The sequence below is a fragment of the Enterocloster clostridioformis genome (assembly GCF_020297485.1).
GTDB lineage: Bacteria > Bacillota > Clostridia > Lachnospirales > Lachnospiraceae > Enterocloster > Enterocloster clostridioformis.
Window position 1 is genome coordinate 1,095,043 of record NZ_JAIWZC010000001.1, and the last position, 25,839, is coordinate 1,120,881.

27 protein-coding genes are annotated in these 25,839 nt (G+C 52.9%); 3 read left to right on the forward strand and 24 right to left on the reverse strand.

Features of this window, described 5'->3' with window-relative positions; genetic code table 11:
* Nucleotides 1-66 precede the first annotated feature (66 nt).
* The 7 genes from miaB to LA360_RS05515 all read right to left on the reverse strand — a co-directional run bounded on the left by miaB (nucleotide 67) and on the right by LA360_RS05515 (nucleotide 7,564).
* Nucleotides 67-1,575 (reverse strand): tRNA (N6-isopentenyl adenosine(37)-C2)-methylthiotransferase MiaB, encoded by a 1,509-nt coding sequence (gene miaB / locus LA360_RS05485; protein WP_022201586.1) that lies wholly within the window; start codon nucleotides 1,573-1,575, stop codon nucleotides 67-69.
* 261 nt (nucleotides 1,576-1,836) lie between these two features.
* Complete coding sequence (locus LA360_RS05490) at nucleotides 1,837-3,060, reverse strand: DUF3798 domain-containing protein (protein ID WP_022201585.1); 1,224 nt, start codon at nucleotides 3,058-3,060, stop codon at nucleotides 1,837-1,839.
* 53 nt (nucleotides 3,061-3,113) lie between these two features.
* Complete coding sequence (locus LA360_RS05495) at nucleotides 3,114-4,160, reverse strand: ABC transporter permease subunit (RefSeq protein ID WP_057571639.1); 1,047 nt, start codon at nucleotides 4,158-4,160, stop codon at nucleotides 3,114-3,116.
* Nucleotides 4,147-5,184 (reverse strand): ABC transporter permease subunit, encoded by a 1,038-nt coding sequence (locus tag LA360_RS05500; RefSeq protein ID WP_022201583.1) that lies wholly within the window; start codon nucleotides 5,182-5,184, stop codon nucleotides 4,147-4,149. The genes LA360_RS05495 and LA360_RS05500 overlap by 14 nt, the downstream gene beginning before the upstream one ends.
* Nucleotides 5,174-6,745, reverse strand: a complete 1,572-nt coding sequence (locus tag LA360_RS05505) for a sugar ABC transporter ATP-binding protein (protein WP_112482757.1) — start codon at nucleotides 6,743-6,745, stop codon at nucleotides 5,174-5,176. The genes LA360_RS05500 and LA360_RS05505 overlap by 11 nt, the downstream gene beginning before the upstream one ends.
* A 166-nt stretch (nucleotides 6,746-6,911) precedes the next feature.
* Nucleotides 6,912-7,124, reverse strand: a complete 213-nt coding sequence (locus LA360_RS05510; protein WP_002583620.1) for a helix-turn-helix transcriptional regulator — start codon at nucleotides 7,122-7,124, stop codon at nucleotides 6,912-6,914.
* Between the two features lie 65 nt (nucleotides 7,125-7,189).
* Nucleotides 7,190-7,564: a helix-turn-helix domain-containing protein gene (locus tag LA360_RS05515; RefSeq protein ID WP_002583621.1), complete on the reverse strand. Its 375-nt coding sequence runs from the start codon at nucleotides 7,562-7,564 to the stop codon at nucleotides 7,190-7,192.
* A 273-nt stretch (nucleotides 7,565-7,837) separates the two neighbouring features.
* On the opposite strand from LA360_RS05515, the gene LA360_RS05520 reads away from it, so the two are divergent.
* Complete coding sequence (locus LA360_RS05520) at nucleotides 7,838-8,752, forward strand: AraC family transcriptional regulator (RefSeq protein ID WP_057571640.1); 915 nt, start codon at nucleotides 7,838-7,840, stop codon at nucleotides 8,750-8,752.
* Here LA360_RS05520 and LA360_RS05525 read toward each other — a convergent pair.
* The 3 genes from LA360_RS05525 to LA360_RS05535 form a co-directional block, all read right to left on the reverse strand.
* Entirely contained in the window at nucleotides 8,736-9,998 is a 1,263-nt protein-coding gene (locus LA360_RS05525; protein WP_112482759.1) for a DNA polymerase Y family protein, read from the reverse strand. The genes LA360_RS05520 and LA360_RS05525 overlap by 17 nt on opposite strands.
* Nucleotides 9,995-10,264, reverse strand: coding sequence for a hypothetical protein (locus LA360_RS05530; protein ID WP_002583624.1), 270 nt, complete (start codon nucleotides 10,262-10,264; stop codon nucleotides 9,995-9,997). Before LA360_RS05530 ends, LA360_RS05525 begins: the two co-directional genes overlap by 4 nt.
* 223 nt (nucleotides 10,265-10,487) lie before the next feature.
* The gene (locus LA360_RS05535; protein WP_002583625.1) at nucleotides 10,488-11,156 is read right to left on the reverse strand and encodes a Crp/Fnr family transcriptional regulator; all 669 of its coding nucleotides are present in this window, start codon (nucleotides 11,154-11,156) and stop codon (nucleotides 10,488-10,490) included.
* A 136-nt stretch (nucleotides 11,157-11,292) separates the two neighbouring features.
* Here LA360_RS05535 and hcp point away from each other — a divergent pair, with 136 nt between their 5' ends.
* Entirely contained in the window at nucleotides 11,293-12,888 is a 1,596-nt protein-coding gene (gene hcp / locus LA360_RS05540) for a hydroxylamine reductase (RefSeq protein WP_057571643.1), read from the forward strand.
* A gap of 54 nt (nucleotides 12,889-12,942) precedes the next feature.
* On the opposite strand, the gene yaaA is transcribed toward hcp, so the two are convergent.
* The 10 genes from yaaA to LA360_RS05590 all read right to left on the reverse strand — a co-directional run bounded on the left by yaaA (nucleotide 12,943) and on the right by LA360_RS05590 (nucleotide 21,531).
* Entirely contained in the window at nucleotides 12,943-13,713 is a 771-nt protein-coding gene (gene yaaA, locus LA360_RS05545; protein ID WP_057571644.1) for a peroxide stress protein YaaA, read from the reverse strand.
* A gap of 24 nt (nucleotides 13,714-13,737) precedes the next feature.
* Complete coding sequence (lepB, locus tag LA360_RS05550; protein ID WP_038259797.1) at nucleotides 13,738-14,319, reverse strand: signal peptidase I; 582 nt, start codon at nucleotides 14,317-14,319, stop codon at nucleotides 13,738-13,740.
* A gap of 80 nt (nucleotides 14,320-14,399) precedes the next feature.
* Nucleotides 14,400-15,641, reverse strand: coding sequence for a glutamate-5-semialdehyde dehydrogenase (locus tag LA360_RS05555; RefSeq protein WP_057571670.1), 1,242 nt, complete (start codon nucleotides 15,639-15,641; stop codon nucleotides 14,400-14,402).
* Between the two features lie 23 nt (nucleotides 15,642-15,664).
* A complete protein-coding gene (locus tag LA360_RS05560) occupies nucleotides 15,665-15,886 on the reverse strand; it encodes a DUF896 domain-containing protein (protein WP_022202571.1) in 222 nt (73 codons plus the stop codon).
* 44 nt (nucleotides 15,887-15,930) lie between these two features.
* On the reverse strand, nucleotides 15,931-16,794 hold the full coding sequence (proB, locus tag LA360_RS05565) for a glutamate 5-kinase (protein ID WP_022202570.1): 864 nt from the start codon (nucleotides 16,792-16,794) through the stop codon (nucleotides 15,931-15,933).
* A gap of 101 nt (nucleotides 16,795-16,895) precedes the next feature.
* Nucleotides 16,896-18,584 carry an NAD(P)/FAD-dependent oxidoreductase gene (locus tag LA360_RS05570; RefSeq protein WP_112482761.1) on the reverse strand — a complete coding sequence of 563 codons (1,689 nt, stop codon included), beginning with the start codon at nucleotides 18,582-18,584 and terminating at the stop codon, nucleotides 16,896-16,898.
* Nucleotides 18,581-19,960: a BaiN/RdsA family NAD(P)/FAD-dependent oxidoreductase gene (locus LA360_RS05575; protein WP_330378380.1), complete on the reverse strand. Its 1,380-nt coding sequence runs from the start codon at nucleotides 19,958-19,960 to the stop codon at nucleotides 18,581-18,583. Before LA360_RS05575 ends, LA360_RS05570 begins: the two co-directional genes overlap by 4 nt.
* A 152-nt stretch (nucleotides 19,961-20,112) precedes the next feature.
* The gene (locus tag LA360_RS05580) at nucleotides 20,113-20,472 is read right to left on the reverse strand and encodes a molybdopterin dinucleotide binding domain-containing protein (RefSeq protein WP_022202567.1); all 360 of its coding nucleotides are present in this window, start codon (nucleotides 20,470-20,472) and stop codon (nucleotides 20,113-20,115) included.
* A complete protein-coding gene (locus tag LA360_RS05585) occupies nucleotides 20,469-21,404 on the reverse strand; it encodes a molybdopterin-dependent oxidoreductase (RefSeq protein WP_225537332.1) in 936 nt (311 codons plus the stop codon). The genes LA360_RS05580 and LA360_RS05585 overlap by 4 nt, the downstream gene beginning before the upstream one ends.
* Nucleotides 21,394-21,531 (reverse strand): hypothetical protein, encoded by a 138-nt coding sequence (locus LA360_RS05590; RefSeq protein ID WP_166433516.1) that lies wholly within the window; start codon nucleotides 21,529-21,531, stop codon nucleotides 21,394-21,396. The genes LA360_RS05585 and LA360_RS05590 overlap by 11 nt, the downstream gene beginning before the upstream one ends.
* Nucleotides 21,532-21,690: 159 nt before the next feature.
* Between LA360_RS05590 and LA360_RS05595 the strand changes: the two genes are divergently transcribed.
* Nucleotides 21,691-21,834 carry an ATP-binding cassette domain-containing protein gene (locus tag LA360_RS05595; protein ID WP_207657894.1) on the forward strand — a complete coding sequence of 48 codons (144 nt, stop codon included), beginning with the start codon at nucleotides 21,691-21,693 and terminating at the stop codon, nucleotides 21,832-21,834.
* 73 nt (nucleotides 21,835-21,907) lie between these two features.
* On the opposite strand, the gene LA360_RS05600 is transcribed toward LA360_RS05595, so the two are convergent.
* From LA360_RS05600 to ybeY, 4 genes are all read right to left on the reverse strand, one after another.
* Entirely contained in the window at nucleotides 21,908-22,306 is a 399-nt protein-coding gene (locus LA360_RS05600) for a hypothetical protein (RefSeq protein WP_002583635.1), read from the reverse strand.
* A 156-nt stretch (nucleotides 22,307-22,462) separates the two neighbouring features.
* Nucleotides 22,463-24,160, reverse strand: coding sequence for a putative polysaccharide biosynthesis protein (locus LA360_RS05605; RefSeq protein WP_022202564.1), 1,698 nt, complete (start codon nucleotides 24,158-24,160; stop codon nucleotides 22,463-22,465).
* A gap of 5 nt (nucleotides 24,161-24,165) precedes the next feature.
* Complete coding sequence (locus LA360_RS05610) at nucleotides 24,166-25,338, reverse strand: DUF3048 domain-containing protein (protein WP_022202563.1); 1,173 nt, start codon at nucleotides 25,336-25,338, stop codon at nucleotides 24,166-24,168.
* Nucleotides 25,335-25,832: an rRNA maturation RNase YbeY gene (gene ybeY / locus LA360_RS05615; protein ID WP_022202562.1), complete on the reverse strand. Its 498-nt coding sequence runs from the start codon at nucleotides 25,830-25,832 to the stop codon at nucleotides 25,335-25,337. The genes LA360_RS05610 and ybeY overlap by 4 nt, the downstream gene beginning before the upstream one ends.
* Between the last annotated feature and the right edge of the window lie 7 nt (nucleotides 25,833-25,839).

The window sequence follows — 25,839 nt, forward strand, 5'->3', positions numbered from 1 at the left end:
TCTCTTCTCTAGTATGCTTGGTTATTCTTGCTTTATCTTAATCTGTTAGTTTTTGTTGGTCCGGTTTTATCCATTTTCCTTATCAGCCATATGTCCCATATAATAAAATCCCTTGCTCTCCTGCAGATACACAGGCACCAGCTGTCCAATCATGGATGGGTCTCCCGGGAAATGCACCACTGTGTTGTTGGACAGGCGGCCTGTCATAAGCCCCGGCGTATGGACGTTCACCTCTTCCACCAGGACCTCCTGGACCGTCTTAACATCCCGCCCGCACACCTCGGCCGAGATATCCTGTACTTCCTTCAAAAGCCTGTCAAAACGCTCCTTTACAATCTCCTCAGGTACCTGGTCCTCCATGGCTGCCGCCGGTGTGCCGGTACGCTTGGAATAGATGAAGGTAAAGGCGCTGTCAAACCGCACCTTTCTCACCACATCCATGGTTTCCTCAAAGTCCTCGTCTGTCTCGCCCGGAAATCCCACAATGATATCCGTTGTCAGGGATATGCCAGGCACTGCCTTTTTAATCCGCTCCGCCAAATCCAGATACTGCTCCTTTGTATAGCACCGGTTCATGACCTTCAAAATCCGGCTACTGCCGGACTGGAGGGGAAGGTGCAGATGGCGGCATATCTTTTTAGACCCTGCCATGACCTCTATGAGTTCATCGGATAAGTCCTTTGGATGGGATGTCATGAAACGGATCCGCTCAATCCCGTCTATCTTCTCCACTTTCTCCAAAAGCTGCGCAAAGGTCATGGGATTATCCAGGTTCTTTCCATAGGAATTTACATTTTGTCCAAGGAGCATGACTTCCACCACTCCGTCCGCTGCCAGCTTCTGTATTTCCTTGATGATTTCTTCCGGCCTGCGGCTGCGCTCACGCCCTCTTACATAGGGCACTATACAGTAGCTGCAGAAATTATTGCAGCCAAACATGATGTTGACTCCTGATTTGAAAGGAAACCTGCGCTCCACCGGCAAATCCTCCACGATCTGATCCGTATCCTTCCACACATCCACCACCATCTTCGTTTTTCCCTGCTTCTGCCCGTCCGGAGTCCGCCCCTCCAGGCATTGGGATACCAGTTCGGCCAGCTTGAATATGTTGTGGGTTCCGAAAATCAAATCCACATAGCGGTAGCTTTTTTTGATTTTCGCCACCACTTCCTCCTCCTGCATCATACAGCCGCACAGGGCAATCATCATATCAGGATGTTTTTTCTTGTAGGCCCCCAGCTGACCCAGACGGCCGTAAACCCGCAGATTGGCATTTTCCCGCACCGTGCAGGTGTTGTAGAGCACAAAATCCGCTTTCTCTGATTCTGCGGCCTTGTAGCCGATTGTCTCCAAAATCCCCAGAAGCTTTTCCGAATCCCTGGCATTCATCTGGCATCCGAAGGTGTTGATGCAGCAGGTAAGGGGGCGTCCCAGCCTGGCGGAAAGCTCGGCCAGCTGTCTCTTAGCCCGCTCCATGAAGTACTGCTGACGCTCCGGCTCCCCGGCAGGAGGGCCCTGGTTTATGGCTGTTTCTGCATTTTCTATGTTGTCCATGGTATCTCTGGATTCTTCCATTTATCTGCTCCTTAGCTTCTATTAATTTAAATCGTTCAGTCTGGTTACTGCACGCTTTCCCGAAACGAATAGCAGGCCGGGCCTATTGCACGGTCCAGCCAATTACGATTAACAGTATGAATTTTACTTTAAAATGGTTGGGAAGTCAACATAAAAAACGCCCTGTGCCGCGGCCCGCAACAAAGGACCTGCCCCGCGGCCGGCCTACACCAACCGCGGGGCAGGTTGTCCTGTAGGTTTTGGTTATAGCCTTCTCACATCCTAATAATATATATCCTCCAGAATCAACATATAATAGTGATCCAATCCTTCGCCTGCCACCTGGAAGTCAGCGGCCACCGGCATATGTCCACTGGTAAACTGATTCAGGAACTCCCTGTCTAACACATCCTCAGGGCTCAGGTTATTGTCATGCATATATTTAGCCAGCTCTACCTGAAGCTGAGGTATATATACGGATGACGGCATGGCCCATCCGGACAGCCTTCCTGACATTCCCGCCTCCCGGGCCTTCTCTGCAATCAGGTTGTTAATCTTGCTGTAATCGCCCAAATCCTCCTCTGTGATTTCCAGATTGAGCACCGTTGGATAAGCCTGGGTAGGTGTAGGGCAGCACTGTTCCGCAACGATGAATTTCTCCTTGAATGCCTCGTCCAGTATCACATCGTACATAGGGCAGTTGGTTCCGAAGATATTGGTGTCTGGTCCGTACTGTTCAATCTTCCTCGGAATATCTTCCCTGAGGAACTGAAGCATGGCTGCTGTCCCGTTGCCGGTCTGGGGATCCGGCGTGGTCTCCTCCACCCATGTCATGCCTAACTTCTCACAGGTCTCCTTCATCACATCCCTTCTCTTGGACTTGCTCTCAGCCGCCATATGGGTGGGGAAGGAATAGTGGATAAATGTCTTTGCCCCCATGTCATGAGCCTTGGTGGGGATGGTTTCACCCCTTCTGATCCAGTCTGTATTGATGGAGATATCCACATAATCATTCAGGAGCTTCGGGTCGTCATTGCTGGTTACCATGGTTACAATGTCGGGCCGCTTCTCCCTGATGGTCTGGAATGCCGGTACGATTCCCTCCATCCCATTATTGAATAAAATGTACTTCATCTCAGGGTCATCTGCCAGGCTTGTTACAACAGAGATGCAGCCCTCCTTATCCGTGGCAAAATTCTCCGGAAGCGTCTTATGTACCACCAGGTCCGGATACCTTTGGACCATCTCCTGAGCGCCTCTGAATTCATCCTCGCTCACTGTAAGGGTTGGTGTTACGATACCGATTTTGTACGGCTCGCCGGAAGCTTCGGTCTCAGCCTCTGTGGTGTCCTGGTTCTCCTGCTCCCCGGTTGTCCGGGTCTGACTCTCGGTGGAAGACGCTTCCTCCGTCCAGGGGGCTGCCGGGGGCTGTGTGGATGCCGGGCTGCTGCATGCCGCTAATGCCATGGAAGCTGCCAGGACCGTGCATAAAATTCTCTTTCTCATAAGTTCCTCCGTTTTATTTTTTATGTATGAAGGCATATTGCCCCAACACCGCATCAAATGCTCTGGACCTTTGTCCTTTCGTTCCTCAGGTTCATGATAATAGCTGTCACAATCACCCCATATGCCAGGAAGGAGCGGAAATACTCTCCCACCGACGGGTTATGAAAGAGGTTCTGCCCGGCCATGGGCGAAGTGATGAACAGGGCGTGGAACAGGATGACGCCTATGAAGCAGTTCCTCATCCTGGCTTTTTTGATGGACGCTCCGCCCACCAATATGGCTGCCGCCGCAAAGGTATCCAGGCCAAGATGACCTGTATATACATTGATGGTCCCAAAATCAGCCACAAACAGAATCTGGCTCATGGCCGCAAATATGGTGGAAATGACAATGCAGATGCTGCGCACCCGGTTTCCGGCTATCCCCAGGGTACCGGCTGTCCCCCCGTCCGTCCCCACAGCCCTTGCCAGGGTTCCCAGCCGTGTCTTCTGTATGTAGAAAAGCACCAGGCTGAAAAACAGGATGATGACCAGAGGAAAAAGCGAATATGTTTTTCCGTCGAACCGAAAGGGCAGTATCCCCTTAAATACACTGCTTATGTTCCTGGCATCCACCATACTTCTGACCCCGATTCCCCTGTCCAGCAGGATATCCCTGTTCCTTGGCTGAATCAGAAATCCGTACGCCACCATAAAGATAAACTGGTATATGACTGAACTAAGCTGCCCGATCATGATTGATACAATCATCTCACGCCCCCTGGCCCTGTTTAAAAGAGCCGCCACCATCATGCCGAAAAGAATGGACAGCACGATACTGGCCCCTGTGACAAACATCAGGGCCACGGCCCCCTCCAATCTCAGGTCCACGGAAAATACCATTGCCATCTGAGCGGATATGGCTCCCACCACAATGGCAAAGTTGATACCCATGCCGCATGTAACCGGCAGGATCAGGGCCAGGGTAAAAAGGGTATTTCTTGCAAACCGTGTATATACCTCTGCTGCCAGATACCTGCCGCTGACTCCGGCCAGCCGAAAGGATATGACAGCCAGCACAAAGATGGAAACAGGTACCAGGTTGTTTTTAATGTGCTTCATTTCTCATGTCCTTCCTCTCAAATATAAATGCATATAGAATGATTCCGCTTGTAATGATTGTCCTCATGATTTCCGCCATCTCCGGAATCAGCAGGGCATTGGCCACAGGAATGGACAAAAGGTATGTTGTCTGGTAGAGAAAGGTTCCTATCAGGGCATTGGCCACCGTGGCCTTTCTGGGGCTGGCGCCGCCAATTACAATGGCGGAAACAGCGGGAAAGCTCATCATGAAGGGGCCGTCGTACAGATGGAGTATCCCGTAGCTCTGGGAATAGACCACCACTCCCGCGGCCGCGATGACCGTGGACATGATGATTGCGGCGGTGCGGTATCCATTCACATTAATACCGGCCAGCCGCACAAACCGTTCGTTCTCAGCTATAGCAGAAAATATCATTCCTGCCCTTGTCTTTGAAAACAGCCATAAGAGAAAGCCGGTTCCGAAAAAAGACAGCAGCAGCCCTGCCGGGATTACCAGTTCCCCTATCCTCACCTGCCAGAGCCGGTCCAGGACCTGGCCGAAATACGGTTCCAGGTTCACCTTGGGCCTCAGCCCCTGGCCTCCGATTGGATACAGCATCTGACGGTTGGTGACAGGCGCAAAGGTGTAAAACAGATTCATGACAGGGATAAATGAATACCCTGCGAATGTGCCCACGATTTCTTCATTTAACTTCAAATGATTCAGAATCTTTGCATAGAGATAACCCAACAGCAGCGCCACGGCCATTCCCAGGAACACAGAGTAAAAGAACCCGGCCCAGGACGTATATCTGGCGTTCACAGAAAATATCATGCCCACAAGTCCTGCTGACAGGCCGATGGACATGCCGAAATTCCTCCCTGCCCCCACATTGATCATTGGAATCAGGGATAACACGATTACTCCGTTCATGGCCCATTTAATCAGGGCATCGTTCATAATTCCCGTCATGCTCATATCAATGGCTGACGCCGCTGCCAGCAGGACTGCCATAAATAAAAACATGATGATCCGGGGAGGATTCAAATAGTTACGCTTCATCCGGTTCCCTCCCGTAAAGGGCCAGGGTAAGTTCTTCCGGCCCTATGTCATTCTCGAACACTTTATATACCTTTCCCTGATACATTACCACGATTCTGTCACAGATACGGACCAGTTCCTCCAGTTCCCCGGAGGCCACCACCACGGTGGTGTTGTACTCCTGGTTTATCTTGAGAATCCACTTGAGAATCAGCTCCTTGGAATAAATATCGATGCCCCTGGTCGGTTCCCCTATGTACAAAAGATCCGGCCGGAAGGTCAGGGCACGGCCCACGCATACCTTCTGCTGGTTTCCTCCGCTTAACTCACGCACCTTCTGGTCCGGTCCCCGGCATACGATATTCAGTTTTTCAATCATCTCCCCTGCGTAGGACCTTACCGCCCTTTTCTTAAAGAAGGATAGGGCTTTCCAGCGCCTTAAGGACAGAAATTCCGGATGGCGGTCCTCTGTGCCGAATACCATGTTCTTCCATATAGGGCTCTCCGGGAACAGACTGTGCGAGGACCTGTCCTCCGGGAGGTAATAGATCCCGTTTTTAATCAGGTTCCTGTTATCTCCCTTTGTAATCTGCCTCCCCCTGAAATATGCCTGGTAGTCTGCCGCCCTAAGGCCAAACAGCCCCTCCAGGAGCTGTTCCTGGCCCTGGCCGGCCAGTCCGGTTATGCCCAGAATCTCCCCTTCATATATATCCAGATTGTCTCCCATCCCCTGTATATTGCCGTAACGGAATATGGTCTTCCCCTTTTCCCGCTTCCTGTGGCTGCATACCTTCACGATTTCCTGCCCCACCATGTCATCGGTAAAACGGTGACAGTCAAATTCTTCTTTGCTGTAGGTGGATATCAGCTCACCATCCCTGAGGACGGACACGGTATCGCACACTTCCATGATCTCCTCCAGCCTGTGGGAGATAAACAGTACGGAGATTCCCGAAGCCGCAATCTCCCGGATGCACGTAAGCAGACTCTTTGTCTCCGTAATATTAAGGGAACTGGTAGGTTCATCCAGCATCAGCAGCCTGACATCCTGGTTATCCAGTTCCCTGGCCAGCTCCACAAACTGTTTCTGGTTAAGGGACAGGCTGTCTATAAGCCGGGCCGGGTCCAGGTCCGCCCCAATCCGTATCAGTGTCTTTCTGGCATCCTCCTCATTCTTCTTATGGTCCACATACCCCAGCTCCGGCAGTATGGGCCCCTTTATCTTTACATGTTCCCTGTTTATTTTTATATTTTCAGCCGCGCTCATTCCGGCAAACAGGGCAAGCTCCTGGTGTACCATTGCAATTCCTTCGGATACTGACTGGCGGTGGCTTTCAATCCGCACCCTTCTGCCGTCAATCAGAATTTCTCCCTCATAACCTCCGGTTTTTATAATGGCATCATTTCCATTGAGGATGTTCATGAAGGTGCTCTTTCCCGAACCATTGGCGCCGATGATTCCATAGACTTCCCCGTCCCTGATTGTCAGGCTTACATTCTTTAAAACACAGTTTCCGTCAAACCATTTTGACAATCCCCTTGCTTCCAGCATAGCATTCCCCGATACCCCATTTTCCGACATTTTTTCCTTCTCATTCTACAAGGTTTGCCTAGCTCATTCCAATTGTTTTTTTCGATGGAATTTTCAGTTTTATAGATTTTCCTGCAATGCCTAAAAAATCAAGCAAAATACCTGTGTTGTTCTCTCATCCATCATATCCGTATTCCCCTTCCGTTCTCTCTGATTTTCATATTTCCTGCTGTTCTTCCCAGAACAGCTCATCCAGTGTCTTGTGAAGCGCTTTGCGGATTGCCACGCAGAGATTCAGCGTCGGGTTGTACTTCCCCGCCTCTATCATCCCAATGGTCTGGCAGGTCACCCCCACCAGCTCAGCCAGTTTTTCCTGGGATAAATCCATGCCGGCCCTGACTGCTTTCATTTTCAGGTTCTTCACTGCCATCCCTCCCTGCAGGTATTGCGTTCAAATGCAGCAGCATTTTCCCGCCCTGTCCTCAGCAACGGTCCTCAGCAGGAAACCTGCATGGAAACTGCCGGTATCCCGGGCATTTCCTTATACTTCTTGGGAGGCACTCCCAGTACCTTCTTAAAGGCCCTTGAAAAATAATATTGGTTCTCGTATCCCAAATGCTGGGCCACCTGATATATATGCAGGTCCGTATTGCAGAGAAGATAACAGGCCTGCTCCATCTTCATGTTGATGTAGTAATCCATAGGCGCGCACTTGATGCATTCCTTAAAAACCGCGTTGAGATAGCTCTCCGACAGCCCTGCTTCCCTTGCAATCTGGGTCAGCGTCAGGTTCTCCTGCAGATGCTCCCTCATATAGGTTATCACACGGTTCAGGTATTGGCTCTTTGCTGGCCTGCGTCTTCTCTCCAAAGCAATCTCCTCTTTTCTTTGTTTTTGATTCCCTCTGATTTCTATTATAAAAAAACAACATGATTTATCCTTGAAAATCATGCGCAGAAAAGGGAATATATTGAGTTTTTTATTAAGAAATGTTATAATTCATGGGATATAACCCGACAATATTGAGAACAAACAGAACAGATAAAATGGAATAGATTTTAATGGAACAGCTTTTAACGGAACAGCTTTTCCAAACCGGAAAACATATCCCAGCCGTAAAACATGCAAAAGGAGCCCTCTGCCATGCCTTCTAAAATCCAAATCATGACCAACGAACACCAGGAAGAACTAAAGGAACACGGAACCTATGAATTTCCCGTCCTTGTCAGCGACGAGGCCCTGTCCAGGTTCTACACCAGCTCCTTCCAGTGGCACTGGCATACGGAAATCGAACTCACCCTCATCACAGAGGGGACTATGGTATATCAAATCAATGACCGGATATTCCATCCCAGGGCCGGGCAGGCGCTTTTCGGCAACTCCAATACCATGCACACCGGACACATGGCAGACGGCCATGACTGCAAGTACATCTCCATCACCTTCCACCCCCGGCTGCTGTACGGCTACCAGGGAAGCAGGATTGCCAGCCGGTATACGGACCCTCTGACGGAACATACCGCTCTGCCGGCAGTCTGCTTCGACCTGTCGGAGGAATGGCACAGGGAAGCAGTCGGGCTTCTGGAGGATATCATACGCATTGACGGCCAGCGCTACGAAACCTATGAAATGGACATCCAGATGGACCTGTGCCGTTTCTGGAAGCTGTTATACCTACACTGCCGCCCTGACCCGGAACCGGCACATGCAGCAGTCCGGAAGAATCAGGAACGGATTCGGCAGATGCTCTCCTTCATCCATGAAAACTATCAGTCCGATATCACCCTGGATGACATTTCCCGCCACATCCATATCTGCAAAAGCGAGTGCTGCCGGGTCTTTAAGGGTTATATGAAGGAATCCCTGTTTGAATACCTGTTAAAATACCGCATTGAAAAGAGTATCCCCGATGTGCTGGAGGGAAAGCTGACCATGACCGAGACAGCCCTGAGGGCCGGCTTCACCGACCCCAATTACTTCTCCAAGGTATTCCATAAGATAAAGGGCTGCTCCCCGAGAGTCTACCGGAAAACCCGGTCCTCTACACGGCCTTCGTGACTCCGGTCCGTTTCACCTTGTCAATGCCGCCCGACATGTGGGGAATCCGGTTTTCCACGAAAACAGCCCTCTGCACACAGTCCTCTCCGTACCGTTTTCTTATCTCATCCACAGCCGCGTCCAGCCTGGAGTATTTGTCATGGAGACCCCTGTCAAAAAGCTGATACTGATAATGGCCTTTGGGACTGACCTTGCTTGTATGGACCCCCATCTGGCGGATGGGCGAATGATTCCACAGACGGTCAAACAGGCTCCGGGCCGCCTCATAGATTTCCAGGGTGGTATCCGTAGCGGAAATCAGGGTGGTCTGGACGGAACCATGGCGAAATTCCCTGTCTGTGATGGAAATGCCCACGCAGGCAGCTTCCATCCCATCGGCCCGGAGTCTGGCGCACACGGTCTCCGTAAGGGACAATATGACCTGCCAGGCCGTCTCCCGGTCCGTCACATCAAACGGCGTGGTCATAGAATTGCCGTACCCCTTATTCCGTGGAAGTTCCCTCAAAAATGGGGACACATCCCTTCCGTTGGCATAATTCCAGATAAACTCCCCCTGCTTTTTAAGATGCCTCTTTAGCAGCTCCAAATCCATGACAGCCAGCTCCCCTATGGTCCTTATTCCCAGCGCTCCCAGCTTTCTCACCGTGGCGGGCCCAACCCAGAACAGATCGCTTACAGGCAGCGGCCACATCTTCCTCTCTATCTCCCAGGTAAACAGTGTGTGGACCTGGTCCGGCTTTTGGAACTCAGAAGCCATCTTAGCCAGAAGCTTGCAGTCCGACACACCGATGTTCACGGTAAAGCCCAGCTCCCGGCGTATTTCTTCCTTCAGCTGGTGCGCAAAGGCTGTGTGTGTTCCCCACAATCCCTTTGTTCCCTCCACCCGGCAGAATGCCTCGTCAATACTGTACTGGTGGACGTGGGGAAAATACTTCTTAAGCAGCTCCACAAGGGCTTTTGAACAGCTCACATACAGGCTGTAATCCGGGGGTACGATTACAAGTCCCGGACATTTGCATCTGGCCTCCGCCAATGTCTCCCCGGTCCTGATTCCATACCTCTTTGCAGAGCCGGACTTAGCCAGCACAATGCCATGCCGTTCCGCCTCGCTTCCCCCGATGACAGAGGGAATATCCCGCAGATCCAGATCCTCCCCCAGGATACAAACCCTGTATGCGGCTGTCCAGCTTAAATAGGCGCTGTTCACATCCACATGGTACCATACCTGATCTTCCTGGCTTCTCATGACAGTGTCCTGAAAAATGACCACTTATGGGTGGATATGCGGTATCTCAGCTCAATCAGGCGCCGTTGTCCCTCTGCCACGGCCCAGCACACAAAGCTGATATGCTCCATGCCGCAGAACTTCTCTTCCCTGGAAGAGACAATGCTCTCAATCTTCACCGTGATGATTCCGTGATCCTTATTCTCATACCGGAACCAGAGGGGCGTCATATCTCCCAGGGTACTGCAGGCGCCAAACATCTGTATGGGTATATTTAAAGCCGCCACTGCTTTCACCTCCTGGCTTCAATATATCAGAACATATGTTCTTATTCAAGTGGGAATTGCTGGTTACTGCGCGCAGGCAGCGGATACATCTTGCTTTCTTCCCCCTGCAATGCTACAATAATCCCATCACACCAGTTCCGGGAGGAGTGCGGTTCTGCCCGTATCGCAGGTGTCCGGTCTCACACATGAATATCCCGGGAACACGCTGCGGCTGGTGTGATTTTTATTGCGTGGAAAGCGACTGAATTGTGAAACGGTTCTTCTCATATGAAATCACCCCGTCCCTCTGCATCCTGGACAGCTCTGCCGACAGCGCGCTCCTGTCCACGGACAGATAGTCCGCCATCTGCTGGCGGTTAAAGGGCACTGTGATGGTACGGCTGCCCTGCTTTACGGATTCCTGGGACAGGTACACCATGACCCTTTCCCGCAGGGACTTGGGGGTGATGATATCCATTTTTTTCGTAAGCATCAGGTTTTTCCCGGCCAGCACATACATCAGGCTCCGTATCAGACGGTTGTGGAAATCGCAGCTGGATGAACAGGTGGTCAGGATACGGTTTACGTCCATAAACAGGATTCTGGAGCGTTCCGATGCCTGCACATCCACCATCAGGGGTTCTCCCTTAAGACATGCGTACGTCTCCCCGAATATCTGTCCCCTGCCTATATTTTCTATGATTTTCCTGTTTCCCCACACATCGTCCTTAATGATGTTCACAGCCCCCTCCATCACCACCCCCAGACGGCCTGTCACATCCCCGGCCCTGTATATATAGGCCTCCTTTCCATAGGTCCTCTCTTCCGCCGAAAGGCATGTAAGCATGGCCTCTATCTCATGCTCCCTGATTCCGTGAAACAGCCTTGTTCCTGCCAGCAAATGAATATCCATATTTTTCTCCTTTAATGTTGTTCCAACAACTTACTTGTTGTCAGAATTATATTATACTTTCCTCATACCGTCAAGGGCAGGCGGAACATACCGCCCGCCCACTTATATATTTAAAGTATTTAAAGGAGGATACATCATGGAACACAATATGTTTTGTTTTCAATGTGAACAGACCGCGGGATGCAGCGGATGTGTGGGAAAAGCAGGTGTATGCGGCAAGACAGCCGTCACTGCCGGGATTCAGGACAGACTCACAGGCGCCCTTATCGGCCTTGCCAGGGCGTCGGAAGGAAAGGACCGCTCCCCGGAAGCGGACCGCATTATCGTAAAGGGACTGTTTGCCACCCTTACCAATGTAAGCTTTGACGACAACGCCCTGAATGAGCTTCTCGAGGAAGCCGGGCGCTTAAAGGATTCCCTGTCCCCCATGTGCGGTTCCTGCACGGCAGACTGCGGCAGGACAGAGGATTTTGACATGAACAGGCTCTGGTCGGAGGACGAGGATATACGCTCCCTCAAATCCCTGATACTGTTCGGCATGAGAGGAATGGCAGCCTATGCGTACCACGCCATGGTGCTGGGCCATGAGGACAGGGGAGTCATGGATTATTTCTATAAGGGGCTGTTTGCCGTTGGCTATGACGGCTATACGGTTCAGGACCTGCTTCCCATTGTCATGGAACTGGGCGCCGTGAACCTGGACTGCATGGCGATGTTGGACAGGGCCAACCGCCAGGCCTTCGGCATCCCCTCCCCGGCACAGGTAAGTCTTACCGTGGAACCCGGTCCCTTCATCGTTATTTCAGGCCATGACCTGCACGACCTGAAGCTTCTGCTGGAACAGACCCGGGGAAAGGGAATCAACGTATACACCCACGGGGAAATGCTTCCCGCCCACGCTTACCCGGAGCTCAGGAAATACAGCCATCTGAAGGGCAATTTCGGAACCGCGTGGCAGAACCAGCAGAAGGAATTCGCAGACCTTCCCGCCCCCGTGCTCTTTACCACCAACTGCCTGATGCCGCCCAAATCCTCTTACTCTGACCGGGTATTTACCACCGCCCTGGTGTCCTATCCCGGCATGGTCCATATTGACGGCCGCAAAGACTTCTCTCCTGTCATCCAAAAGGCCCTGGAGCTTGGCGGCTTTCGGGAGGAGATGACCCTCCCCGGAATCAACGGCGGAACAATGGTCACCACCGGCTTTGGGCGGGAAGCTGTCCTGGCTGCCGCGGGCACGGTGGCGGAGGCAGTCAGAACAAAGGAGCTGCGCCATATCTTTCTGGTAGGAGGCTGCGACGGAGCCCGTCCCGGCAGGAATTACTACACGGACTTTGTGAAGCAGACGCCTGAGGACACCCTCATTCTGACCCTGGCCTGCGGCAAATACCGGTTTAACGACCTGGAGCTTGGATCCCTGGCCGGCATTCCCCGCCTTCTGGACATGGGCCAGTGCAACGATGCGTTTGGCGCCATCCAGGTGGCCATAGCCCTGGCCGAAGCATTCGGCTGCTCAGTCAATGACCTTCCCCTCACCCTGGTTCTGTCCTGGTATGAGCAGAAGGCGGTCTGTATCCTTTTAAGCCTGCTGCACCTGGGCATTAAGAATATCTATCTTGGCCCCACCCTTCCCGCCTTCCTCTCTCCGGCCATACTGGGATATCTGGTGGAACAGTTTGAAATCCATCCCATCTCCACGCCTGAAAAGGATTTGGCTATGATATTAGCCTGAAAGCCTGACCGTGAAAAGAGACCTGTACGCCGCGCCGGCATACAGGTCCCTGCTTTACTGCTCTCTGAATTTGATAAACACGTATTCCTTATCCCCGGATTTCTCCTGGCAGTAGCCATATCCCAGACGGTCAAACTCCTTAAGCCCCTCCGCGTCCCGGACGCCCCGCTCCGCCATGAACCGGACCATCTCCCCTCTGGCCATCTTGGCCTCGGTGGCTTTCACCTTTACCTTAAAACCGCCCTTTCCGTCCTCTGAAAGGGTGCCGAACACACAGGTCACATAGTCAATATGGGCTTCCAGATACGGCTCCACCGCCCTGCTGTATTCTTTTGAGGCCAGATTCACAATCAATGTCTCATCTGCGGCCAGTTCCCGGCAGATGGAGCTTCCCCAGTAGTCATAAAGGCTTTTGATACCTGACGGCAGCTCCACCTTTGCCTGCATCTCCAGGCGGTACGGCACAATGCCGTCTAGCGGCTTAAGGATACCGTAAAACCCGGACAGGATGCGCAGGTGCTCCTGCACATAATCCCACTGTCCCTGCTCAAACACCCCCGGAGCCATGTACTGATACTGGATTCCCTCGTAGGATAAGAGGGCCGGTGTCAGGCGCCTTTCAAGGTCCATGTCCTGAAAGCGCCCGTAATTAAGCCGGGCTATGGTTTCATTGCACTGCCACAGCTTTCTGGCCTGTTCTAAATCCAGGCCCTGTATGTATTTCTTCAGTTCTTCTGCCCTGGAAAGGAAACAGGGAAGATTCGCCCATTCCAGCTCGTCTTCCCTGATATTCATTTTCTTGGCAGGTGATATGATTATCTTCATCCTGTCTCTTACTCCACTTTTCTCTTACTCCACTTTCTCTATCTTTGGAAAATACGTAAACAGCACCTTGGCTATAATCTTGTCCTTCTCCACGAACCGGTTCTTCCAGAACCGGGCATCCAGGGAATTGTTCCTGTTGTCACCCATCATGAAGTAACATCCCTCCGGCACGGTATAGGGACCATAGGATCCTTCCATTGGTTCCGGAAGGTAAGGCTCGTCAAGGGGCGTATCTGAATCATTGATATAGACTTTTCCGTCCACCACATTCACAGTCTCGCCGGGAAGCCCTATGACACGCTTCACGTAGTAGATTTTTCCCGTGGGATCGTCCGGGAAATGGAAAATCACCACGTCTCCCCTCTCAGGGTCGCTGGTCAGATAGGCCAGTCTGGAACCGATGACGCGGCTCTTGGACATGATGGTGTTCTCCATGGAGCCGGTTGGCACACGGCTGTTGGCTATGATAAAGTTGTTAAGGACCAGGGCGATGATAACCGCTGCCACGATAATCTGTATCCAGCTGATAATCTCCTTTTTCCAGCTGAAGGGTTCTTCCTCCTGCTGTTTCCTGCTCCTTTTCCTGCTGCTTTCCTCTTCAAGCATATATATTTCCTCTTTTCCTGCATTCTGTCTGACGAAGCCGGGAACAAATTTAAAATGTCCCGGCCCGTCTGTAGCTGTCATCAGCGGATCTGCCCATCTCCGTAAATAATATACTTGGTGGTGGTCAGTTCCTTAAGGCCCATGGGGCCTCTGGCGTGAAGCTTCTGGGTGCTGATGCCGATTTCCGCTCCGAAACCGAATTCCTCACCATCTGTAAAGCGGGTGGAAGCGTTGACGTAGACAGCCGCGGCGTCCACCTCGTTTAAAAACCTTTGGGCGTTAAAATAATCAGAGGTCACAATGGTTTCCGAGTGGCCTGTATTGTAGGTGTTGATATGGCGGATGGCCTCATCCACCGAGTCCACCAGCTTTAAGGACAGGATATAATCCAGGTACTCCCTGCCCCAGTCCTCCTCCGTGGCCCGGACAAAGGACGGCTCAATGGCACAGGCGTCCTCGTCTCCCCGAATCTCCACCTGCTTCTCCTCCAGCTTCTTCCTGAGAAGGGGCAGGAATTCCTCCGCAATGCTCCTGTGCACCAGAAGGGACTCGCATGCATTGCACACGCCGATTCTCTGGGTCTTGGCATTGAAAATAATATCCAGGGCCATATTCTGATCCGCGGAAGCATCCACATACACATGGCAGTTGCCGGTGCCCGTCTCTATGACGGGGATGGTGCTGTTCTCCACCACGGTCTTTATGAGTCCTGCCCCTCCCCTGGGGATGAGCACGTCAATATACCTGTTCAGGCGCATCAGCTCCCTGGTGGTATCCCTGCTGGTATCCTCAATCATCTGGACCGAGTCCTCGGGCAGGCCGGCGCTTGAGAGTCCTGCGCGCAGGCACCGGGTGATGGCCATGTTGGAGTGAAGGGCGTCGCTTCCGCCCTTTAAGATAACCGCATTGCCTGATTTGAAGCAAAGGCCGAAGGCGTCTGCCGTCACATTGGGGCGGGCCTCATAAATCATGCCGATAACCCCCAGAGGCACACGCTTCCGCCCAATCTGAAGGCCGTTGGGGCGGAGCTTCATGGACAGCACCTCCCCCACGGGGTCCTCCAGGGCAGCCACCTGCAGCAGGCCGTCCGCCATGGCCTGAACCCTGGCCGGCGTCAGCTTAAGACGGTCCAGCAGTCCCTGGCTCATGCCGTCGGATCTGGCCTTCTCATAATCCCTGGAATTGGCCTCCAGGATTTCCTCCTCACCTTCCAGCAAAGCCCTGGCCGCTTCCTCCAGTCCCATATTCTTCTCTCTGGATCCCAGGGTACCCAGTACTCGCGATACTTCTTTGGCACGGCTGCCTATTTCATTCAATGTCATCATAATCTCCCCTTCACAATGCATCAGACTTCCCTGATTCCGCCATGTTTCTTTCCCAAATCCGTGATGGAGCCGTCCGGCTCCTTGATGGATATATTGTTCAGGTTATTGCGGAGGCTTCCCCGAATCGCTGCAACGTACTCCTGGCGCAGCCGGGCCTGTTCCTCCTTCTCCTCCTCTGTCAGTCCCACTGCCTGGGACTTGTGATACAGTTCGTTGATGCGGTCAATCCTTGACGCGTCCATACATTCACCTCTTTCAGGACCTGGCGCCCGGCCGGGCGCCTTCCCTAGTATTCATTATTCAGATAATGCATCAGGTCAAAATCCAGATTGGTATGGGCCAGGAACAGGGTTCCCTTTTCCTTGCCTGACATGATGTCCAGTATGACATCCACCTGGTCTCCGTTGGCTATGACCATATCGGCTCCGCTGTCCGTGGCAATCCGGGCCGCGGCCAGCTTGGCTGACATTCCGCCGGTACCCACGTCACTGCCCGACGTATCCTTGCCCATACGCAGGAATTCAGGCGTAATTTCAGGCACCAGGCTGATAAATCCGGCCTCCGGGTTCTCCCTGGGGTCATCCGTATAAAGGCCGTCTATGTCAGACAGCAGAATGAGCAGATCTGCTCCGATCAGGGCCGCCACAATGGCTGACAGCCGGTCATTATCACCGAAGCTGTCCACATACGGAATCTCTGAGGTGGATACCGTATCGTTTTCATTGACAATGGGTATGGTTCCCAGGTTTAGCAGCTCGTCAAAGGTATTCTGGGCATTGTACCTGGAAGAATCATTGACCATGGTGTCCTTTGTGAGAAGGACCTGGGCAGCTGTCTGGTTGTATTCCGCAAACAGCTTCTGGTAGACCATCATGAGCCTGGCCTGGCCCACAGCCGCAAAGGCCTGCTTCTCAGCAAGGGTGTCCGGCTTCCTGTGATGGCCCAGGGCCTGCCGCCCTGCCGCAATGGCCCCGGAGGACACCAGAACCACGTCCTTTCCCTGTCCCCGCAGGTCACTGATAACCCGCACCAGCTTTTCTATCTTCATCAGGTTCACTTCCCCTGTCTCCACATGGGTAAGGGAAGACGAACCAATTTTAATCACAATCCTCTGCTTATCCGCAAGATTCTGACGTTCCTGGGTTCCCATGATATACTCCTTTATCTCATCAAACGATTCCTGTTTATCTTACACCAATTTACAGGTCACGTCAATTTCTATGTTGTAAATGTTCCTCCCCCGGCCATGCTCTAAGAAGGGCTTAAGGGGCTGTACCTGCGGATAATTTCCTCTGCTGTCTTGATTCCGTCCATGGCCGCCGAGGTGATTCCGCCTGCATAGCCCGCGCCCTCACCACAGGGAAAGATTCCCTTCACAGGGCTTTCCATTCCCTGGTCCCGGGGAATACGGACAGGGGATGAGGTACGGCTCTCAATGCCGGCCAGGATGGCATCCGGCCGGTCAAAGCCGCGAATCATGGTTCCAAATCCTTCCATTCCTTCCATGAAAGCCCGGGACAATGGTTCCGGAAACAGCTCCCTGAGATTGGCAAAGGCATACCCGCCCTGGAAGGCGGGATTTACACCGCCAAAGCCGTCTGAAACCCGGCCTGCCTTAAAATCCCCGTAGAGCTGCACCGGTATGCTTCCCTTTCCCAGGCAGAAGGCAGCCTCCTCCAGACGCCTCTGAAACCGGATTCCTGCCATGGCGTCCCCCGGCGCTTCGCAGCCCCGCTCCGTCCCTGACTCTGCCTCCATCCCGGACTCTGCCTCTATCCCGCCGAAATCTTCCGGCGTGACCGTGACAATAATGGCGCTGTTGGCATTTTCCCCCGCCCTGTCATGATAGCTCATGCCGTTGACCGCCAGGCGGCCCGGCTCAGAGGACGCATTGACCACATAGCCTCCGGGGCACATGCAGAAGGAATAGACTCCTCTTTCGTCAGAGGACTTCCATGTAAGCTTGTAGCTGGCCGGCCCCAATTCCCCGCATTCCTTTATGCCGTACTGGCTCTCATTAATCAGCGTCTGGGGATGCTGTACCCTCAGTCCCACCGCAAATGCCTTTGGCTCCATGGGGATCCCCCTGGCCAGCAGGGTCTCAAAGGTATCCCTGGCGCTGTGCCCGATGGCCAGGACCACCGTCTCAGCAGCAAGAACCTGGCTGCCGTTGATAACAAGGGCTTTTATACGCCTGGATTCCCCCTGTTCCCCGTCCGTCACAAAATCCGTGACCTGGCTCAGGAAGCGGACCTCTCCGCCCAGATTTTCAATCTCCGTTCGTATGGATTTGACAATGCGGCTTAATACATCGGTTCCGATGTGGGGTTTATTCACATACAGGATAGACGGGTCCCCGCCGAACTCTGTCAGTATACGAAGCACTTCCCGGTTTCTTCCAGACGTATCCTTTACAAGGGTATTAAGCTTTCCGTCGGAAAATGTTCCTGCTCCGCCCTCCCCGAACTGCACATTGGAGGACGGGTTAAGCTGCCCTGTTTCCCAGAACCGGGCTACCCGGTCTGTCCTTGCGTCCACGTCCTCCCCGCGTTCCAGGAGTATGGGCATGTACCCCTTTCTGGCCAGCATAAGGCCGCAGAACAGCCCTGCCGGGCCGGTACCGATAATGACGGGACGGCTGGCCATAAGATTGGTCCCCGGCTCAGGAAGCCGGTAGGGTGTTTTCTTGCGGACCGACACATTCCGGTCCTTCAGCCTGCGCACCAGCTTTTCCTCCTTCTGGAGTCCGGCCTGCCTGATTCCTATGTCCACCACATAACTGTACCATATATCCGGCTTTTTTCTGGCGTCCACAGACTGCTTGACGATGGTAAGCTTCTCTATCTCTCCGGACGGAACACGCAGCACCCTGGCAGCCTTCTCCAAAAGTCCAGCCCTGTCGTGTCCCAGCGGCATCTTTAACTGATTGATACGAATCATTTTCTGTTCCTCTTTCCCCCTGGGGCAGGGCCATATGCTCCATGTGCCTCCGCCCTGTTTCTGTCCGCCTCATGTGTCTCCGCAAAATATCCTCCCGCCGCATGTACCCCCGCTATCATACCGCTGGACCAGGCAAACTGCAGGTTGTATCCGCCGCAGATTCCATCCACATCCAGCAGTTCTCCCGCCAGATACAGGTTGGCGTGAATCCCGGATTCCATGGTGGCGGCATCCACTTCCCTGGTATCCACGCCGCCGCAGCACACCTGGGCATTGGCAAATGGATTCACTGACATGACAATGGCTTCGTAGGACTTCATCTGTCCCAGAAGCAGCTTCAGCTGTTTGGGTGACAAATCTCCCGCTTTCTGGGACGGTTTGATGCCTGCCAGCTTAATGAACACCAGGGCCAGCTTCTTGTTCAGCAGACCTGTAAACAGCTCCTCCGCCGTCTTATGGCCCAGAAGGGACGCACGCTTTTTAAGCAGGTCAAATGCCTCGCTGTCATCCCAGGACGGCATGAAATCCACCAGAGCGGTGACCCTCTTCCCCTGGTCCAGGGCCCTGGCAGCAAACCGGCTGACCTGGAATACCGGGATACCCGACAGGCCGTAGTCTGTCAGCTGCAGCTCTCCCCTGTCCCGGGCCAGCAGTTCACCGGCCGCCATGAGCTTTACCCCGGCCTCCGTACGGATACCCGCCATCTGCCGGTACATGCTTCCCTGGCACCGCAGCTGAACCAGGGCGGGAAGCGGTTTGATTATCCGGTGTCCCAGCCTTCTTGCCAGCTCATATCCGCTTCCGTCCGAACCGGTGGACGGGGCAGCCTTGGAACCGGCTGCCAGAATAACCGCTTCCGCATCCAGTATGCCCTGGTCCGTGTACACTTTATAGCGGACGCCGCCTCCGCCGACCGCCGGCTCTATCTTCTCCACACGGCACGAAAGCAACACCGCCACGCCCAAACGCTCCACCTCACTGCGGAGCACGTCCAGCACGGCTGACGCCTGGTCCGAATTGGGATAGATATATCCGTTTCTGTCCTTTGGCTCTATTCCAAGACCTTTAAAAAAGGCCAGGGTCTCATCCACCCCAAAGCCCCGGATAACTTCCATGGGAAACCCCTTCTGGCCGCAGCGGTAACAATCCTCCTCCATCCTCAGATTGGTCAGGTTGCACCTGCCGTTGCCCGTGGACAGGATTTTCTTTCCCACCCGGTCCATGTGCTCCACAATGGTCACATGAGCCCCGTTCCTGGCCCCGCCAATGGCCGCAGTCAGTCCCGAGGCCCCGCCTCCTATGATGACGATTCGTTTTCTCATGATTGATCCAAAGCTCCTTATCCTGCTCTTAATGCGCTTAAGTTTACACCCCATTTTATATGTTTTTCTGTCACATTTCAACTGTTTCCTGTTATTTACGGCGCCATTTGCGGAACCAGACCGCCCAAACAGTTGTCTAAAATCCTGGTTTTCGCAGAAGGGACCGGATTCCCAGTACGGAAATCCAGTCCCTTTTCAACAATGCCTTATGCCTTTTTGATTCTGCATGGAATGGCCTTAAACGCAGGAAACCCGGAAACATCATCCCTGATTTTCATGCTGTTTACATCGTTGATGTTGCCCTCCCTCCACTCCTTTGAATGATAGCTGCTTCCGCCTCCCGAAAACACATGTATGGTTCCGGGATGCATGGGTGTGATTCTGGCCCGGAACCGCTTTGTTCCAAAGGCAGTCTCCACATCCACCCCGCACCCTTCTTCTATTTCCAGCCGCCCTGCATCCGCGGGGTCAATATCTGCTGTGGGATATGGGTCAAGGGCTGCCAGCGCCTCTATATTTGGTCCAAAGGAGCTGTATCTGACAGGGCTCCTGTTGCCGCAGGTCATAACAAACTCAAACCCGCCTTTGCTTCTCCTACAGGCCCGATTATCTGTTCTCTCAGCCGGATACCGCCCGGATATTCACAAAATGAATCATTTTCCCACAGCGTGGCGGCAGGCAGTACCACATCCGCATACTTTGCGTCCTCCGTCATGAACCGGTCCAGGACCACCATGAAATCCAGCTTTTTATATACCTGACGCCACAGTTTCTGTTCCGGATAGGAAATGGCAGGCGAGGCCGCCCGAATCAGAAGTCCTCTTACCGGATAAGGTACATCGTGAAGCACCGCGTTGGGGAATTCCATAAACTGTCCCCATCCGGTCAGTCCGTAAAATACAGGATATTTCTCCGCTCCCACAGGCATGATTTCCAGCTTGGGCGCAAGCTTCCTGGTGGGTATTTCAGTGCCGCTTATATAAATGCCGCCTTCCACATCCACCTTGCCTGTTATGGCCCACAGAATCTGGATAGCACGGTTATTCTGCGCCCCGCTGAGCTGATACTCCAGCCCTGTGCAGGAAACAAGAGATATGTTTTCCGTTGAAACGAACAGGCGGGTAAGCTCTTCTATCATCTGAACCGGTATACCGCAGTACCTTGAAAGCCGGTCTGCCGACAGGGTTTTAAGATACGATTCATATGCCTCAAATCCCCTGGTATAATTCTTCACAAACCCATCGTCGTACAGATGTCTCTCCAGTATCAGCTTTGTCATGGCCATCGCAAGGGCTCCGTCGAATCCTGGTATGATTGGCACCCACATATCCGCCATTTCTCCCATTCCCGCCCTGCACGGATCTATGACAACCAGCTTCGCGCCCCGCTTTTTCGCCTCCAGGATTGCCCTGTAGGCGGACAGCGGGCCGGAATCCGTCTTTGGATTTTTTTCCCTGGGACAGACCCTCCCCCTGGGGGATTTTGAATCAGCCTCCACCTACAAGAAACGTTTCCCTTGCTTCCTTTACCGCAAGGCTGATATCTGCTTTGATTACCATTTCCATATCAAGCCCCATATCCCGTGCATATTGGTCAAACTCGTTCTCCGTACAGAAGAAATTCATGGCGTTTCAGCACGATCCCGCCCAGTTAGAAATTTCTTCCAGGCAGAAGGAGAGCGCGTATAAGCCCTTTGGCCAATGTTTCACACACTCCCCGCCTTTCATTTCCAAGCGGACATCATTTCCACACACACAGCAGGATGAATGAATCTGCGTATCCTTATGAAACGTAAACGTGGCGCCAGGGAACGGACCGTTGTTTTGTCAGACATCAGTTTTGAAGTCAGGGACGGGGAATTCGTCTCCCTGTTAGGTCCCTTTGGCTGCGGCAAGACAACCATTGGACTTCATCCAGAAAAACGATAAAAAGGGACATCTGGCCACCGCGTAGACCGCAGCCTGCCGCCCAGGCTGGCGAATGCCGCATAGCCGGATTTCATCAGCTTGTATACGATTCTAAATAATGGTATACATCCATCATGGACGGAAACCATATGCCCTCCATCAGCCTCTCCCTCTCCTTTTCCGGAAAATCCGTGACAGGAATATGGGTATAGAGGCAGATGGTGCTGCGGTCGCTGCAAAATACCAGGAGAAAGCCGGACTCCGACACAAGATAGTATTCTTCTGCCGGAGAAACGCTTTCCAGTATTGGCTTTACCTGCTCCTGGTTCATGGCGGCCCTGTCATCCACATCGTTGACTGTCTCCGTCTCAATAACCGTATTGGGAACTGCCTGTTCCTGCCTGACGCTATACCGGGTAATTCCATATGCAACAATCAGACACACAATGGATGTGACTGCAAACAGGGCAAAGCAGTATAATAACTTCTTCATGCACTAACCTCCTCGCTGGCCCCGGCCCCGCCATGCCGGTCAGCATGGCGCCGGACGCCGCTTTATGGTTAGTATCTGCTTTCTTATTCAGTTTTAATCATGCATTCTCAAATTTTTCCCAATCTATCACAACAAACAGATAAACTTATATGTCTCTTATCCCAGGAGCCTGAAACGGTTCAAAAGACGGACCAGCCTCCTTCCTCCCGGCATGCCCTTAAGCTCCTCCTCTTCCACTGCCCTGAACCTTACAAGAAGCACGGCATAGACCAGAATGGCCACTGCCACGGAAGGGAACACCACAATAGCCATACCTATCCTGCCTCTCATCAGCCGGTGGGGAAGCAGGGCGTAAATGCCTCTGTATACCCCATAAGCAGCCGCTCCCATGAATCCGGCGCATATTGTGGGCAGGATGAGAGTTCTCTTATATTCCTGCCTGTATCTGGCAAACCTGGCAATGGCATGTCCGTTTAACAGGCACATCACAAGGGCAAATATGATATTGGCAAACACCACGCTGTAAATTTCCATCTTAAATACCATAAGGAACACCTCCAGCGCCGCCACGTGGATGACCAGGGCAATGACCGCGTGGCGTATGGGCACGTCCATGTGGTTCAGGCCCTGAAGGATGGCGTTTGTAACAGTTGACAGGGAATAGAACACCACGGCCAGGGAACCTGCCATGGAGAGCCGTATCAGCATGGTATTGTCCTCGCTGATAAACAGCAGGTTGCAGACTGGCTTAGCCAGCACCGTGATTCCCACTGCAGCCGGAATGGCAATCAGCAGGGAAAAACGGATGGAGGTGGCAATCCGCTCCAGCTTCTCCCTCCTGTTCCTGTTTGCAACAGCCCTTGTTAGGGATGGTATCAGAGAGGATGAAAGGGCATTGGAAACAGCCACCGGTATGTTAAAGAGCAGCTGATACTGCCCCAGCACGCCCCAGTAGGTGGCGATAGAATCCTCCAGATAGCCCAGCTTATCCATGCCCTGGCCGAACAGGTAATTGTCCACCACATTGGAACAGTTGTAGATGCCGCTGCTGATGACAATGGGAAGCACAGTGATGGTGAGTACATAAAATATCCTGCGGTAGCTCTCCGTTCTCCCCGACACATCCTCACGGACCATCTGCCTTCTCTCCCGCCCTTTGGACGCGGTAAGGCATATGAAAAACAGAAAGGCCGTGAGCGCGCCTGCCCCGGTGCCTATGGTGCCGCCCGCGGCCCCCAGTGCATAGGAATAATCCCTTGCCCCCTGGGCAGCGTTAATGGACGTGCCCACGCCAAAGAGAACTCCGGCTGCGACCACGCTGACCACCGCGTTGACAATCTGTTCTAAAATCTGGGATACTGCCGTGGGCACCATGGTGCCCGTTCCCTGGAAATATCCTCTGAGCACGCCCAGATAAGCCATAATCCAGATGGTGGGCGCCAGGGTCTTTAACGCGTACCGGCTGAAAGGCGTCTTGATGAGTTCCGCGAACAAATCCGCGCCAAACCACAAAACCACTGCCGCTATGCCTCCCACTGCCGTAGCATAAATAAGAGCCGCTTTTAAAATGCGGCTGCAATTTCTGTGCTCCCCCCTTGCCAGCCGGGCAGATATCATCTTCGACACTGCCACCGGCATGCTGTAGGAGGATAATATAAGGAGGATATTATACACATTGAAGGCCGACGTATAATATCCGTTTCCCTGTTTTCCGATAATGTCGTTAAGGGGCATGCGGTAGAGCATGCCAATGATGCGCACCACGATACCGGCCATGGCCAGGATGCTCCCCTGTATGACAAAATCAGCTGCTTTCTGTTTCCTGTTTTTTTTCCTGCTTGTCCTTGGATTCATGTCTATTACTGTGTATCCTCATTTCCGATAATTTCCGACTTGGCAAAGTCCCTGGTGGGAATGATGCAGACCCAGGTCTTTCCCTGATTCAGCACAACTTCATCGTGGTTGGTATCATAGTAACGGGTGGGACCGAACTCACCGTCCTTCTCCCAGTTAATAGGAATCGCTTTGCCGTCTGTCATAAAATACCCGCATTCCGTAGTATGTACGTTGATATCCAGATAATCCGTGGTAGCGTAACGGCCAGTCTGGCAGTACTGGAAAATCACGTTTTTCACCGCAATGGGCCCTTCATTCCCCTGATGGATTTTGCCGTATTGGTAACGGTGGTAAAGCCCGTCCGAAGGGTCGTACACAAAGTATGCCTGGTTCATGATGTAGCCGGTCTTAACCGTGCCCGCGTCCATGACTCCCGGACGCTCCGTTAAGGATGCCTCCCTGCCGTCCCTGGCAAAGAGATAATGGCCCTTGTAGGATGACGCATAGGACTGCGTGTACCCCAGCTTCTCAATGGAGGCGGTAATCCTGCCCCCGCTTGTATAGGCGTTATGGGGTGATTTCTTGTCCTTTGTGCGGTAAAAGGCCAGATCGCCGACGGCATCCAGACCGTTGATATTATCCACATTTTTCAGATAAGGCTTGGCAAAGGTGCTCTGGCCATAGTGGACATAGACAGCGTCAAACTCCCTGGCAAAATAAGTGTAGTAGGTCCGGCAGCTGCGCACCGATCCGATGCGCTCCAGGCCGTCATAATCCTCTATCAGGGCCATGTACCGGTTCATGCTTCCCTCCACCGGCGCCTCATAGACCACCCCCGCCCGGTTGATGCCGTACTGGGGCCTGGCCTCCTTGTCATTGCTCATCATCACGGCCGCCGGCCGGCGGTTTCCCTTGGCGGTTTCCACCATCTGTCCGGTCAGATAGCTGCGTATCATCCCGTTCTCCTCAGTCCGTTCCTCCGGAAGATAATAGTCCTGAGAATTTCCCGTATCCGCCCCGGTGGTCTCAGGGTCTGACCAGATAATGATATCGGGTTCAGCGGCCTCAGAAGCGGCAGGAGGCTCCTGAACCGTGGTCGCTTCCACGCTGGCTTCCTTCGCGCAGCCCGTCAAAAGCGCGGCTGCCGTCAGTCCTGCCATTAAACCCATTGCCATCCATCTGAACCCGATTCTCATCTTGTATACCCCCTGGTTTCCAGTATCTCTTTCTGCTTTTCTTCCATCACCAGCCGTTCGCCGTCCTCCATGTGGTCGTAACCAAACAGATGGAGCATGCTATGGGCCGTCAGGAAGGCCAGCTCCCTGGTCCGGGAATGGCCGTACTTCTCAGCCTGTTCCTCCACCTTATCCACAGAAATCACAATATCCCCCAGCATCAGCTCTCCGGTTTCAGGATTGAAGTAATCCTCCACAGCCTCCTCCACATGGTCAAAATCTGATGGCGACTCATAATCCACCATGGGAAAGGACAGCACGTCCGTAGGAGCGTCAATCCGGCGGTGTTCCCGGTTGATTTCCTGTATGGCGTCATTGTCCGTAAGAATAACATTGACCTCTGCCTCATAGGGACAGCCCTCATAATCCAGGGCAGCCAGCACGGTGTTCTCGATGATCTCCCGGTAGGGCAAATCCAGTACTCTATCTGCTTCGTATTCAATTGAAATGGTCATGCTCACT